Source organism: Paenibacillus tritici, assembly GCF_018207515.1.
Taxonomy (GTDB): domain Bacteria; phylum Bacillota; class Bacilli; order Paenibacillales; family Paenibacillaceae; genus Paenibacillus_AQ; species Paenibacillus_AQ tritici.
In genome coordinates this window covers 3,444,920-3,457,884 of the sequence record NZ_CP073365.1, presented here as the reverse complement: position 1 = coordinate 3,457,884, position 12,965 = coordinate 3,444,920, and the positions used below count along the sequence as shown (strand labels likewise).

General features: G+C 52.7%; 14 protein-coding genes. 5 read left to right on the top strand and 9 right to left on the bottom strand.

The window, feature by feature from the left end; genetic code table 11:
* Window positions 1-260: 260 nt before the first annotated feature.
* Together KDC22_RS14760 and KDC22_RS14755 are read right to left on the bottom strand one after the other, a co-directional pair.
* A complete protein-coding gene (locus KDC22_RS14760; protein WP_211723598.1) occupies window positions 261-1,331 on the bottom strand; it encodes an ABC transporter ATP-binding protein in 1,071 nt (356 codons plus the stop codon).
* Window positions 1,332-1,457: 126 nt separating this feature from the next.
* Window positions 1,458-1,979: an HXXEE domain-containing protein gene (locus KDC22_RS14755; RefSeq protein ID WP_246553577.1), complete on the bottom strand. Its 522-nt coding sequence runs from the start codon at window positions 1,977-1,979 to the stop codon at window positions 1,458-1,460.
* Between the two features lie 120 nt (window positions 1,980-2,099).
* Between KDC22_RS14755 and fabV the strand changes: the two genes are divergently transcribed.
* Entirely contained in the window at window positions 2,100-3,290 is a 1,191-nt protein-coding gene (gene fabV, locus KDC22_RS14750; RefSeq protein ID WP_211723596.1) for an enoyl-ACP reductase FabV, read from the top strand.
* Window positions 3,291-3,372: 82 nt separating this feature from the next.
* On the opposite strand, the gene KDC22_RS14745 is transcribed toward fabV, so the two are convergent.
* From KDC22_RS14745 to KDC22_RS14725, 5 genes are read right to left on the bottom strand one after another with little or no spacing between them, the layout of a single operon-like run.
* Window positions 3,373-4,344 (bottom strand): phosphotransferase family protein, encoded by a 972-nt coding sequence (locus tag KDC22_RS14745; protein WP_211723595.1) that lies wholly within the window; start codon window positions 4,342-4,344, stop codon window positions 3,373-3,375.
* Between the two features lie 3 nt (window positions 4,345-4,347).
* A complete protein-coding gene (locus tag KDC22_RS14740; RefSeq protein WP_211723594.1) occupies window positions 4,348-5,316 on the bottom strand; it encodes a sugar phosphate isomerase/epimerase family protein in 969 nt (322 codons plus the stop codon).
* A gap of 38 nt (window positions 5,317-5,354) precedes the next feature.
* Window positions 5,355-6,425 carry a Gfo/Idh/MocA family protein gene (locus KDC22_RS14735; RefSeq protein WP_211723593.1) on the bottom strand — a complete coding sequence of 357 codons (1,071 nt, stop codon included), beginning with the start codon at window positions 6,423-6,425 and terminating at the stop codon, window positions 5,355-5,357.
* Window positions 6,426-6,474: 49 nt separating this feature from the next.
* Window positions 6,475-7,572 carry a Gfo/Idh/MocA family protein gene (locus KDC22_RS14730; protein ID WP_211723592.1) on the bottom strand — a complete coding sequence of 366 codons (1,098 nt, stop codon included), beginning with the start codon at window positions 7,570-7,572 and terminating at the stop codon, window positions 6,475-6,477.
* Window positions 7,565-8,332 carry a sugar phosphate isomerase/epimerase family protein gene (locus tag KDC22_RS14725; RefSeq protein ID WP_211723591.1) on the bottom strand — a complete coding sequence of 256 codons (768 nt, stop codon included), beginning with the start codon at window positions 8,330-8,332 and terminating at the stop codon, window positions 7,565-7,567. The genes KDC22_RS14730 and KDC22_RS14725 overlap by 8 nt, the downstream gene beginning before the upstream one ends.
* Window positions 8,333-8,643: 311 nt before the next feature.
* Here KDC22_RS14725 and KDC22_RS14720 point away from each other — a divergent pair, with 311 nt between their 5' ends.
* Complete coding sequence (locus KDC22_RS14720) at window positions 8,644-9,462, top strand: helix-turn-helix domain-containing protein (RefSeq protein ID WP_173126605.1); 819 nt, start codon at window positions 8,644-8,646, stop codon at window positions 9,460-9,462.
* A 3-nt stretch (window positions 9,463-9,465) separates the two neighbouring features.
* Here KDC22_RS14720 and KDC22_RS14715 read toward each other — a convergent pair whose 3' ends face one another.
* A complete protein-coding gene (locus tag KDC22_RS14715; protein ID WP_173126600.1) occupies window positions 9,466-9,681 on the bottom strand; it encodes a hypothetical protein in 216 nt (71 codons plus the stop codon).
* Window positions 9,682-9,920: 239 nt separating this feature from the next.
* On the opposite strand from KDC22_RS14715, the gene KDC22_RS14710 reads away from it, so the two are divergent.
* On the top strand, window positions 9,921-10,601 hold the full coding sequence (locus KDC22_RS14710; RefSeq protein WP_173126597.1) for a TIGR00266 family protein: 681 nt from the start codon (window positions 9,921-9,923) through the stop codon (window positions 10,599-10,601).
* Window positions 10,602-10,718: 117 nt separating this feature from the next.
* Here KDC22_RS14710 and fur read toward each other — a convergent pair whose 3' ends face one another.
* On the bottom strand, window positions 10,719-11,192 hold the full coding sequence (gene fur, locus KDC22_RS14705; protein ID WP_173126594.1) for a ferric iron uptake transcriptional regulator: 474 nt from the start codon (window positions 11,190-11,192) through the stop codon (window positions 10,719-10,721).
* Window positions 11,193-11,444: 252 nt separating this feature from the next.
* Here fur and KDC22_RS14700 point away from each other — a divergent pair, with 252 nt between their 5' ends.
* Window positions 11,445-12,020: a hypothetical protein gene (locus tag KDC22_RS14700; protein WP_211723590.1), complete on the top strand. Its 576-nt coding sequence runs from the start codon at window positions 11,445-11,447 to the stop codon at window positions 12,018-12,020.
* A gap of 114 nt (window positions 12,021-12,134) precedes the next feature.
* The gene (locus tag KDC22_RS14695; RefSeq protein ID WP_211723589.1) at window positions 12,135-12,812 is read left to right on the top strand and encodes an S-layer homology domain-containing protein; all 678 of its coding nucleotides are present in this window, start codon (window positions 12,135-12,137) and stop codon (window positions 12,810-12,812) included.
* The last annotated feature ends 153 nt before the right edge of the window (window positions 12,813-12,965 follow it).

Sequence of the window (12,965 nt, the reverse complement as noted above, 5' to 3'; positions counted from 1 at the left end):
TTGTGCCTTGAAAGACATGTTTGTTTTCGCATACATCCGGCCACTCGCCCCCTCGAACCCGCACATTGTATTCGGTTTTCCATATATACTCTAGACTCCTCATTTACTCCTGCGGCCTCCGGATCAGTCAAAGAGCACTGCTCCCCACGCTATGCCCCCCTTACCCACATCAGACGGATATTGTAAATTCCTATACAAACGACAAAAAAAACGCCAAGCCGGTTACGGCCTGACGCTGATCTTGATCTAATAGTTTGAACTTAAAATTCGCTTGTGTTATTCACCAGAACCGGTTCTGGATAAGCATTGCTCAGCACGCGGCGTTGCTTCTTCACGACATCCGGCGGTTCTACCGCTGGTGCCATCGGGTGCATCAGCCAGGACTTCACGAGATGGGAATCCGATACCTTGTACATTGGCGGTTCCTTCTCCATGTCAATCGCCATTGCATACGTGCTGCGCAGGGCGAAGGCATCTCCCTTAGGCGGCTTGATCAGGTCAGGAGGTGTGCCCGGAATAGCTGTGAGCATCGAGCCTTTGCTCTCCAGACTTGGCATGGAAGCCAGCAAGCCCCAAGTATAAGGATGCCTTGGATCGTAGAAGATTTCCTCTGCTGTACCCATTTCAACGATCTGTCCGGCATACATAACAGCTACACGGTCAGCCATTCTAGCCACAACCCCAAGGTCATGGGTAATGAAAATGATCGCAGTATCAATCTTCTTCTGCAGATCCTTCATCAGATCCAGGATCTGTGCCTGAATGGTTACGTCGAGCGCCGTGGTCGGCTCATCAGCAATCAGGAGCTTAGGGTTGGCGGCAAGTGCCATAGCAATTACGACACGCTGACGCATCCCGCCGCTGAATTCATGCGGGTACTGCTGGAAACGGCGTTCCGGTGACGGAATCCCAACCAGAGTAAGCAATTCAACCCCACGTTTGTAGGCGGCTTCCTTGGTGATATTCTCATGTTTGAACAGAACTTCGGTAATCTGCCGTCCGACCTTCATCATCGGATTCAGCGAGGTCATCGGATCTTGGAAAATCATTCCGATTTCTTTACCGCGGATTTTTTGCATTTGCTTCTCACTCTTGCGGATCAGGTCTTGTCCATCGAACAGGATCTGTCCGCGCTTATATTCGCCCGCAGGCTGAGGAACCAGCTTCATGACGGCTTGCGAGGTTACGCTCTTACCGGAACCGGATTCGCCAACAATCGCCAGTGTCTCCCCTTTATTTACATGAAAGCTGACACCACGGATTGCTTGAACTTCTCCTCCGCGTGTTCTGAATGATATAGCCAGGTCTTTTACCTCTAAAAGGCGCTCCATCCTGTCACCCTCTCTGTTTCTTTTCAAGTTATGATAGTGATTCCAAAAAACACGCAATACTATTATTTTATCTATCTTTAGGGGCTTACGTCAAGATTTTTCTGAAAACGTCACCGTCAAAAATCATCATTCTTCGCTATGCTTATGCCTTGTCCGCTTCTTCATCAATCCCCATACGAGCGGCGGTGTTAGAATCAACAGCAGCAGCAGCGACCAACCTATGTCAGCTTCACTGACAATACCTTCATGCAGCAGGCGGTAAAAAGCATACAAGGAATACGGAAAAGCCAGAAGCACGGCTGTCACAACACCCGGGGTATACAGCTTCAGAACTATACTTTGTGCCAAATGTGTGAAGACATGCAGCAGAAACACAGCGAGAACAGCTAAGTAGGGCCAGTAGAACTCTAAAAATACCGCAACAAAGGTTACCCCTACTATCAGAATATACACGAACAGCACATCCATGGCAAAACCCCTGGTGGTCATGCCCATCAAAGGTGCCATACGCTTCCGCAATGCGGGGGAAAGTGACGCTGTTATAGCTGGACCGTGTTTGTTCCCCCATGCCTCCACTGTAAGAATCTCTTCAAAATCATGAAACATAAAAACTACAGGCAGCAGCCACAGCAGGCTTATTACGTCCATATGTATTTGAAGCCAGCTCAACATCATAACATTCGCCTCTTTACCGGGAAAGTTGCGTGATAACACTCGATAAAGTAAATTATATCCTATGGCCACCCAGGAAAGCGAGGGAACACTAATATGATTATAAAACCAAGAACACGCGGGTTCATCTGTACGACTGCCCACCCCGCAGGCTGTGCGCATCAGGTACAGCAGCAAGTGAACTATGTACAGGGCCAAGGACAATTCACCGGTCCCCGCAAGGTGCTTGTGATCGGAGCTTCCACCGGGTATGGGCTTGCAGCCAGGGTTGCAGCAGCCTTCGGTGCAGGAGCTGCCACCGTTGGTGTCTACAGACCCAGCACAGCCAGTGAGACGCGGACGGCCTCCGCAGGCTGGTATAATTCCGCAGCGTTCGAGGAGATGGCTTATACGTCCGGCCTGCGCTCCTATAGCGTATGCGGGGATGCTTTTACCGCCGAAACGAAGGAACGGACCGTAGAGTTGATCCGCCGCGAGCTCGGACAGGTTGATCTTGTCATCTATAGCGTAGCCTCTGCGCGCAGAACAGACCCGCAGACCGGTGCAGTTCATCAGTCTGTATTGAAGCCGCTCGGCGGCACCTATACCAATACCACAGTCAATTTCCATACCGGAGAACTAAGCACGGTACAGATTGAACCGGCCACCGAAGCTGAAATGAATGACACTGTTCATGTGATGGGCGGAGAAGACTGGCGGCTATGGATTGAAGCGCTGCGGGATTCCGGCGTTCTGGCCGCAGATGCAGTCACTCTCGCCTTCTCCTATATAGGTCCGGAGCTAACACAGGCCGTTTACCGCGACGGCACCATCGGCCGGGCTAAAGATCATCTGGAAGCCACGGCCTTACAGCTGAACGAACAGTTAGCACCCGCTGGAGGCCGCGCTTATGTAGCCGTCAGCAAGGGCCTGGTGACCCAATCCAGCTCGGCGATTCCCGTTGTTCCACTCTACATCTCAGTCCTCTATAAAGTCATGAAAGATCAGGGACTGCACGAAGGCTGCATCGAGCAGGCCTACCGGCTGTATACCGATTTCCTGTACAACCCGGAAGGGACTCCGGTAGACGAACAAGGGCGTATCCGGATTGATGACCGGGAGATGAGCCACGCTGTACAGAAGGAAGTGGACCGCATCTGGCCCATGCTGACCACGGAGAATGTCTATCAATATTCCGATCTGACCGGCTACAGACGCGAGTTCTTCCAGTTGTTCGGCTTCGAGACCAGCGGTGTTGACTATGAAGCTGATATTAATCCGGTTGTAGCCATCCGGAACAGTTACTAAGGGCTGACTGACATCCCGCTGCTCTGTGGTACACAATATCAAGAGGCCGGAATCTCAGAAGAGATCCGGCCTCTTGTGTATCCTATAGTACCAGAGCCGTGAACTGCTTCCAGGACTCCGCAAGATTGTCATGCGCCCAGTTCACATGATTCTCATCCTTGTACTGGCGCGAATAACATTCTATAAGCATGATAAGATCCAGATACAGGTCGTACAGCTGCTTCCTCAGCACTTCATTCGGGCTGTTGAAGACCGTACCGTACCCTTCATAGAATGCGGCTGAGTTCTCGAAATGCCGGAAATAATACTCCAGCAATACGTCGCCCCACATTGCCCGCTCCCAGTCAATGATGGATACAATTACCCCGTCCTGTACAAAAACGTTGCCGTTCCACAGATCCCAGTGCACCAGACGCGGCTGCGTCACTTCATCCAGCGCAGGCAGATAACGCTCCAGCACCTGCTCTATTTCTGTCTGTGAAGCCGGCAGACGCGCTCCCAGTCGTACAGCATCCTGAAGCACATCTAGAAGCATGGACCTGAAGGTGTCCCTCCAGGACCGTCCGCTCCCGTCAGCCTGCCCGCCGAACAGTCCGAAGGCCGGCCCCTGAATCTCATTGATGATCCGCTGATACTGTCCAAGCTCGTATTCAATGGAATACCGCTGTTCCTCGGAGAGGCTCTCCTTGACCTCGTTATACGGCTGCCCTTCAATCTTCTCCATGAAGAAATACGGGCACGGAATCAGCTGCAGGCTGTCATCATAACTGTACACTTCAGGCACAGGAACACCGCCCGCTGCCCGCACCAGACGCAGAGCCGCCACCTCAGCACGCATGATATCCTTCTCATAGCTCAAGGTCTCCGTCTCCGGTCCGGGAGCCACCTTGAGGATGACCGACCGGCCGTCACTTAGCTCCAGGTCATATCCGGTATTGAAATATCCCCCGGTTAATTCCCTGCTGCCGGTGACCTCCAGATGTTCTCCAAAGGCGGCGGCTGCCAAAAGACTCAGCTGCCGGTCATTCAGCTTGACCTTAGTGAAGCTCTCCACCGGTTAGACCCACCACATCTCGGATACAGGTTCTTCGATCAGTACCTGCTGGAGATTGTCTACGGCTTTGGAGAAGCCTTCCTCAATCGACATCAGGCCGTCTTCGTGTTCAATACTGACCACGAAGTCGTATCCTACAAGACGCAGAGCGCTCATCATGTCAGCCCAGACCTTGATATCATGGCCGTAGCCCACGGAGCGGAACTGCCAAGCACGGTCCAGCATATTCGTATAAGACTGCATGTCTGTCAGACCATGCTTGTTGACATTCACCGGATCAATGACCGTATCCTTCGCGTGGAAGTGATGGATCGCGCCTTCACGGCCCAGAATATGAATGGCCTGTACCGGATCAATGCCCTGCCACCACATATGGCTCGGGTCAAGGTTCGCGCCGATGGCTTCTCCTGCGGCTGCTCTTAATCTCAGCAGTGTTGCAGGAGTGTGTACCGAGAATCCTCCGTGCAGCTCAAGACCGATCTTCACATCATGTGCAGTAGCGAAGGCCGCCTGCTCGGTCCAATAAGGAATGACCTTATTCTCCCACTGCCAGTCCAGAATCTCCTTGTAATCATTCGGCCATGGCGCAACCGGCCAGTTCGGATATTTCGCACCTTCATGGTCTCCCGGGCAGCCGGAGAAGGTATTCACAACCTTAACCCCCAGCTTCTGCGCCAGCTTAACCGTGTTCACGAAATCCTCATGATCCTTGTCTGCCAGCTCCTTCTGCGGATGCAGCGGGTTGCCGTGGCAGCTAAGCGCACTGATGATCAGACCGCGGGATTCTATTTGCTGTTGGAATTCCTTAAGAGCCGCTTCGTTCTCCAGCAGGTCTTTGGGATTGCAATGGCTGTTGCCGGGATAACCTCCGGTGCCGATCTCAACCGCCTTCAATCCTTTGGAGACTACATAATCCAGCGCATCCTCAAGCTTGCGGCCCCCGAACAATACCATAAATACTCCAAGTTTCATTTGCAGATTCCACCTCTCCATAATCGTATTGAAGCTTGTCAGGCTCCGTAGATATCGAAATTCTTAACCGTCTCATTGCGTTCTGCCGCTTCAAAGATCGCCTCAATCAATCTCAGCACGCGAAGCACCTCGGCATTCTTGACAATCGGCTCTGCTGTACCTTCGATTACCGCAGCGAGATTGTCATAGAAGCTGGAAGGCAGCTCTGCTGCCGCCGGCAGGTCTTCGAGGAGCGTTGCCCCTTCGGAGGGCGGAGCCATCGTCTTGGTCAGGCCAACACCCGCGCGGATGGGGGTCGGTTCTATTTTCTCGGATTCGTGGTTGGGGGCTACAATTCTCCCTCTCAGTGACCAGTCTTCAATGATCGCGGTTCCCTGGGTACCCTTCACATACCATCTTGGCATCGTGATGAAATTGGTCGTGCCGACTTCAACAATCGCTCTGATCCCGTTCTCAAATTGCAGAATCGCATCGAATCCGTCATCCACATTATTGCCCAGAATAAAGCTTAGACTGCTGCTGACACTCGTGACCTTACTGTCAATCATGAACAACAGCTGGTCCAGCAGATGAACGCCCCAGTCCAGCAGCATCCCGCCGCCCTGCTCCTTCACATGACGCCAGTCACCGGGAATCCCGTTGGCCCCGTGTACTCTGGATTCGATCTGGAAGAGTGATCCAATCGTCCCCTGCTCATACATCGTTTTGATTACGCGGAAATCCTCATCCCAGCGTCTGTTCTGGTGCACCATCATCACCCGTCCGGCTGCATCCGCGGCTGCCTGCATCTCGGTGAATTCAGCCGAAGACAGTGCTACCGGCTTCTCACAGACGACATGCTTGCCTGCCTGAAAGGCACGAATGGCAATCTCCTTATGCACATCATTCGGTGTAGCGATCAGAATAACATCCACCGCCGGATCTGCCAGCACTTCCTCATAGCTGGAATAAGCGGTATAACCTGCATCTTCAGCCAGACTGCGCCGCTCTTCGAGCAGATCGAAGGCACCGCCTACGATCATGCGGTCACTTTCTTTGATTAATTGCGCATGATAGCTTCCCATTCCGCCGTAACCAACGATGGCTACAGTATGTTTGATTGAACTCATGGATTCCACTCCTGTTTGGTCTGATAGTCGCGTGAACCGGGAGATACTCTTAGTTGTCTGCGCTTCCGTCAAAATAAACTGCGCGTCCGGTACGTGCCGATTCATACACTGTTTCAAGGATCTGGGTGACTACGAAGGCCTGCTCCGGCAGAACAACCGGGTCCTTGTCTTCTCTGACCGCTTCAAGCCACAGACGGGCTTCACGGTCGGCTTCGTTCTCTGCTGCACCGCTGTAGAAGGCTACACCGCCGGAGGCAAGATCGACTTTGGTCTCATACAGTCTTCCGGCACGTTCGCCGTTCAGACGCAGGCCGTCCTTCATGTCCGCTCCGCCTTCCGTACCGGCGAGAAGGGTCTTAGCTTCGCCAAATTCGGACACATTCAGCGCCCAGCTGGCTTCGAGTACAATTGTAGCACCGTTCTCCATCGTTATGAAGCCGAATGCGGAATCTTCAACCTTGAATTGTTCCGGGTCCCACGGACCGAACGCATTCGCGGCATTCTTCTTCTGGCCCAGCTTGTGGAAGGTAGAGCCTACAACCATACGCGGCTTGTAGTTATCCATCAGCCAGAGCGTCAGATCCAGTGCATGTGTACCGATATCAATCAGCGGTCCTCCGCCCTGCTTCTCTTCATCCAGGAATACGCCCCAGGTTGGAACAGCACGGCGGCGAAGCGCGATGGCCTTGCCGTAATAGATATCGCCGAGCTCCCCTTCCTCACACAGCCCCTTCAGGTATTCGCTGTCCGCGCGGTAACGGTTCTGATAAGCGATCGACAATTTCTTGCCTGTGCGCTTGGCCGCTTCAAGCATTTCCTTCGCCTGTGCCGTAGTCTTGGCCATAGGCTTCTCACACAGCACATGGTTACCGGCTTCCAGGGCAGCTACTGTAATCTCGGAATGGCTGTCATTCGGAGTGCATACATGCACGATATCGAATCCGCCCGTAGCCAGCAGCTCACGGAAATCGGTAAATACAGCAGCGCCTTCCGCACCGTAGGTCTTCGCAGCCTCCACAGCACGTTCTTCGACGATATCACAGAATGCCACCATTTCAGCATCCGCCTGACGGGCAAGACTTGGCATATGTTTGCCGTTTGCGATACCACCGCAACCGATAATAGCAATTTTGAGTTTGTTAGACATGAATATTTCCTCCTTGGTTCTTGTAAGTTTTGATCCAGTTCAAGCTGTCAGCCACACTGTCCAGCGGGGAACGGCTGCAAAAGTCCTGTTCTACCACTGCCCATTCCACACCGGCGGCTGCAGCCGCTTCAATAATTGCAGCCAGATCGACTTCACCTTCACCCAGCACTACAGTCTCCGGTGAGCCGTCTTCACGTTTCTTCAGATCCTTAAGGTGGATGATCGGCAGCCGTCCTGCGTACTTATGGATATATTCTGCCGGATCATATCCGCCGTAATACACCCAGCAGGTATCCATCTCCACTTGAAGCTGCTCTGCAGGCACCGCTTCGAACAGATAATCGAATGCAGGCTGGCCGTCAACCTTCTCCGTGAATTCAAAATCATGATTATGATAAGACAGAACCGCTCCGCCTGCCAGGCATTTCTCGCCAATCACCCGCAGGCCAGCCGCTACTTCAGGCCAATTGCGCTGTTCTTCTGTCAGATAAGGCACGATCAGATTGCGGTTGCCAATCTCAAGGTTGAAGCTGATCTCCTGCTCCGTATCATTCAGCATGGCTTCATACGGGCGATGCGCTCCGACAGCAACCAGTCCTGTCTCCTCGAGCAGCGCCTTCACTTGCCCGGCCGTACGGCCGAAATAGTGGAAGAATTCCACACCGCTGTAGCCCAGCTCGGCTACCTTACGTATCGTTCCCTCGAAATCCTGTTCCAGTTCTTCTCTTAGCGTGTACAGCTGAAGTCCAACCTTCAACATCCCTATTCCACTCCTTGTTTGATCCGAAGTCATCCTGCTCTTGCCGCCGCCGCACTCTTCGGCCGGTTTCCCGGAGTGCATCACCTGAACAAACGGGCTGTAACCATTGGAGGGTATAGCTTTCTCTTGGTTTCATCCAATGCTCCCAGAGTTTGTAAATATAGCGATTAGCGCCGCAATACGGCGTCCTCCACATCAATTGTATGTTTTTTTGCTTAGCTACATGGTAATATGAAAGCGTATATAATAAAATGAATAATATGATTAAAACATGAACAATCTGCTTATCATTTAATTATTCTGGAGGACTCATGACACAGACCACAGCTTGTCACATTCTATCTGCCGGATTCTCCTTCCACCGCAAGCCGTTTCATATGTCCCGCAGTGAAGGTGTGCAGTATTATCTGCTGCGCCTGCAGACCGAAGGACGCAGCCGGACCCGGGAGAATGGAGCCATCACAACCGTTGAGAGCGGCGATCTCATGCTGTTCGCACCCACTGACCCTTATTACCTGAGTATTGACAAAGAGGTCTATCCCGTCGGCAAACCGCGGATTGAGAGCGGGGACTATCATATATTTTGCAGCGGACCCTGGATTGAGGAGTGGTGGGGGCGGAAGCAGCGTCCGGCAGTTCTCCGGCTTCCGTTAAGCGATCATATCCTTGGATTGTTCCGCCAGCTTGTGCTGGAGCAGCGCCGTTTGTCGGATTCCTCACCGGATATCTCATCGTGTTATCTGCAGATTCTGTGCATGGAGATTGACCGGCTGATGACCGATCAGCCCGTGATCTCACCCAAGGCCTATCTGGCTTACCGGATGAAGCAGTACGTCGAAGAACATGCCTCTTACGCCTTCAGGCTTGAGGATGTGGCTGCTCACGTAGATATCTCCGTCTCCCGTGCGGTCCATCTGTTCAAGGAAGCGTTCGGCACAACGATTGTCAAATATGTAAATGATGTAAGGCTGGATATGGCACGGGAGAAAATCACGTTCAGTCCCATGCCACTGGAGCATGTCTCCGAGACCTGCGGATTTGCGAACTATACCTACTTCCACCGTATCTTCCGGGGCCGGTTCGGCATGTCGCCCAAGCAGTACCGTATTCATAGCAGGGCACAGGCTTAAGCTTCAGGCAGCCGCCCCCGGACATGCAAAAGGAGCGCCATCATGGAAGATCCGCTCCTTGTGTTTGACCTTATTCAATTGCTGGCGTTTGCCGGGTGTCATTCTGACATGCTGGGAGATGGCGCCGTAATCCTGATTCATCCTGCGGTTTCTTTCCGCACACCAGGTGCCGGAGCGCTGTGCCTTCAGCAGAGCCTTCTGTGTTCTTGTACGTGCCATAAGCGGCGACACTCCTTGTCTTCTCATATATTCAGTGCGGCTGCACTGTTATTACCATATTAACATAATTACCTTCCGGCTACCCGGTATAGTTGATTATATCCGTCTGTTGCCGCCCGGCAGCTATTGCCTGCCTGCTGCGCGGCTTGCAGTAGAACAGTCTGGTACAGTATTCTTGAAGAGCAAGCTACATACCTGTGGCCATGGAAGCCAACCGCAGAATGAGGGGGGAACAATGTATGAAATACGATGTGCTGTATGACGGCGCCTTCGCCATGCTGAAGGTCCTGCTGGAGCCGGGGGAGAGTGTTAAGGCCGAGATGGGGGCGATGGTCGCCATGTCTCCGAATGTGGAGCTGAGAGGAACGGTGGACGGCGGTATTATGCGCGGTCTCGGCCGGATGCTGAGCGGGGAGAAATTCTTCTTCCAGGAGCTGACCGCAACCCGCGGGCAGAGCGAAGTTCTGCTGTCACCCGGAGCGATCGGTGATGTTCAGGCCATTGAGCTGGACGGATCGTACAAGCTGATGGTCCAGAAGGACGGTTTCCTGGCAGGAACCCAAGGCATTCAGGTCAACACCAAGATGCAGAATCTGACACGCGGATTATTCTCCGGCGAAGGCTTCTTCATTGTGGAGATCAGCGGCCGAGGAACCGTCTTCCTCTCCTCCTTCGGAGCGATTCATGCCATTAATCTCGGCCCGGGCGAGGAGATGATCATTGATAACGGTCACCTCGTGGCCTGGCCGGACTACATGGAATACAAGGTCGAGAAGGCAGCCTCCGGCTGGCTGAACAGCTTGACCAGCGGTGAAGCATTAGTCTGCCGGTTCCGCGGCGAAGGCGTGGTGCTGGTACAGACCCGCAACCCGGGAAGCTTCGGAACCTGGATCAAATCCTTCGTGCCGAGCCGGGCATAGCGGCAGCGGGCGGATGGAGAAACGGCCGCATAGGTTCGACATTTGCTCTGGCCGCACAGCAAAAAGGCGCTTGGCGATTATTCAGCCCGGCGCCTTTTTGTGTATTAAGGGTGCAGCTTAAGAGACAGCACGGCATTCCTTGTCGCCCTTGCAGCCGTTTTTTTGGCAGCTATTGTAGGTGCCTTTGAAATCAAGGCGGTGATCGGTCACACTGAAGCCATATTCACGGGCCACCCGTGCCTCAAGCTCCAGCAGCCAGTCATCCTTGATCTCCTCCAGCTTCCCGCATACATTGCAGATCAGGTGATGATGCATATGCATATGATCGTCGTCGCGCAGATCATAACGCGCCACACCGTCGCCGAAATTCATCTTTTGAACAATATGAAGTTCACACAGCAGCTCCAAGGTCCGGTACACGGTCGCAAGCCCCAGATGCGGAAACTTCCGCTTAACCAGCATATATACCTCTTCCACGCTTAAATGATCCTTCTCATTATCCAGCAGTATCCTCACGATAGCTTCACGCTGAGGCGTAAGCTTATAATTATGAGCCGCAAACTGCTGGCTGATATTTGTCACTCGGTTCACCCGGGTTCCCACCTTTCCGGAAGTCGAACATTTTCCACAGAATAATTAGTAATCCTTACGATATAAGCATAACAAACTTGCAGGCCAATGAAAAGTCCTGACACCAGTATAACATCACTTCTCCGCAATAGCCGCTTTCTCTGGCTGCATCCCTACATAATATTTCCGCTGAATCAGATTCCGCCCATTCCGAAGTGTGCCCTTTCCCCATACTCTATATAAACTAATCTCTTAAAAGTGAGGATGATCGGGATGGCAAAAGTACAACCTAAGCAGACGCAGAGACTTGTGACAGCCCGCGTACTGCGCACAGTAGCTACGGCTATGCTGCCCTTCTACCGCAAAATTGCCGGAAACCGCAGTTATGCCAGGCAATGGTCAACCGCTGTTGTCACTGCAGACCTGGACCTGATGGGCAGACTACTCTCCAGCATTCCGGCTCTTGCGGGGGCGGAGAATTACGGAACGAACGGTATCGGTTATTTCATCTCCTTTCCGTTTCCGCTGCCGGTTGCCTTCTACACCAACGGAACCACGATTCCGCCGGGCACCGTGCGGTTCACCTTCAATACTGACGCCCACCGCTACATCGCACGTTCCCTTATTCCGCTGTACAGGGAGCTGGCGGTTAACCGTAGGTTCGCGGAATCTATGGCTGCGGCCATCCGGCGTAAGGACACCCGCGCGGTAAGGAGCATGGTGCGCAGGCTGGTGAAGACCCCGTCACTGAAATCCGTTACCATTGAAGAAAGCGGAATAGCCCTGCTGTTCAAAACCAGGTTCAGCAAGTACCCTTACCGCAACCTCCTGTTTCAGGAAATGATGTAGCTGACGGGTCCCGCAGATCGGGATTTATACGCTTGCAACCTTTTCTGATCCCATTACGTTAGAGGAGTTGATACAGGCCGAACGGCCCAACCCTATAATAGAGGTGGAATTCAGATGAGTATGAAAAAAAACACGATCGCAGCTTTTACAGCAGTAACCCTCCTTTCCTTCTCTCTTGGCGGACAAATTTTTGCAGCAGGCAGCAGCTTTAAGGATATCGACCAGGTGACCGGTAAGGATAAGATCAACTCTCTGAAGGAACAGGGCCTGATCAAAGGAATCTCCGACACCCAATTTCTGCCGGCATCCACAGTAACTACAGCGCAAGGGATACAGTTTATCTCCGGCGGTCTCCAGCTTAGCCTGGCAGCGATTGATTTCAATAAGGCACCACAGGCAAGTGCGCTTTTCTCCAAGGTAAAAGATAATGCCTGGTACGCCGAAGCCTTCATCAATGCGCACTATAACGGCGTAAACATTCCTGCCGATATTGATCCCGCCAAGCCGATGACCAAAGAGCTGTTCACTACCCTGCTGATTCAGGGTGTGGAGAAGGCCGGCAACCTGCCGATGATCAATATTGTTCCGGTGGATATTGCGGATGCCGATGCGCTGGAGCCATCTTACCAAGGTACGGTTCAGCGTTCACTGAAATACAAGATCAATACGCTTGATGCCGGCGGCAAGTTCAATCCCAAAAGCCAGATTACCCGCGCTGAAGCAGCGATCATGCTGTACAACGCCCTGGAATACCTGAACTCCGTCAGCGATGGCGGTTCAGAAGTTAAGTAAGTCAGATACGGTTCATACCGCTCCCCCGCGTATGATATAGATAAAGGCCGCCCCATGCCGGGTGGCCTTTATTGCTGCATCTGGACTAGGATGGACTAGGAGCATTGAGGAATCAGCAGATTTTCATAAAGTATGAAGCATAAGCTGATGGGG

Bases quoted from the DNA above. Each gene is read 5' to 3' on its own strand.
- KDC22_RS14760 (WP_211723598.1), bottom strand. From the start codon at position 1,331: ATGGAGCGCCTTTTAGAGGTAAAAGACCTGGCTATATCATTCAGAACA.
- KDC22_RS14755 (WP_246553577.1), bottom strand. From the start codon at position 1,979: ATGGACGTAATAAGCCTGCTGTGGCTGCTGCCTGTAGTTTTTATGTTT.
- fabV (WP_211723596.1), top strand. From the start codon at position 2,100: ATGATTATAAAACCAAGAACACGCGGGTTCATCTGTACGACTGCCCAC.
- KDC22_RS14740 (WP_211723594.1), bottom strand. From the start codon at position 5,316: ATGAAACTTGGAGTATTTATGGTATTGTTCGGGGGCCGCAAGCTTGAG.
- KDC22_RS14735 (WP_211723593.1), bottom strand. From the start codon at position 6,425: ATGAGTTCAATCAAACATACTGTAGCCATCGTTGGTTACGGCGGAATG.
- KDC22_RS14730 (WP_211723592.1), bottom strand. From the start codon at position 7,572: ATGTCTAACAAACTCAAAATTGCTATTATCGGTTGCGGTGGTATCGCA.
- KDC22_RS14725 (WP_211723591.1), bottom strand. From the start codon at position 8,332: ATGTTGAAGGTTGGACTTCAGCTGTACACGCTAAGAGAAGAACTGGAA.
- KDC22_RS14720 (WP_173126605.1), top strand. From the start codon at position 8,644: ATGACACAGACCACAGCTTGTCACATTCTATCTGCCGGATTCTCCTTC.
- KDC22_RS14715 (WP_173126600.1), bottom strand. From the start codon at position 9,681: ATGGCACGTACAAGAACACAGAAGGCTCTGCTGAAGGCACAGCGCTCC.
- KDC22_RS14710 (WP_173126597.1), top strand. From the start codon at position 9,921: ATGAAATACGATGTGCTGTATGACGGCGCCTTCGCCATGCTGAAGGTC.
- KDC22_RS14700 (WP_211723590.1), top strand. From the start codon at position 11,445: ATGGCAAAAGTACAACCTAAGCAGACGCAGAGACTTGTGACAGCCCGC.
- KDC22_RS14695 (WP_211723589.1), top strand. From the start codon at position 12,135: ATGAGTATGAAAAAAAACACGATCGCAGCTTTTACAGCAGTAACCCTC.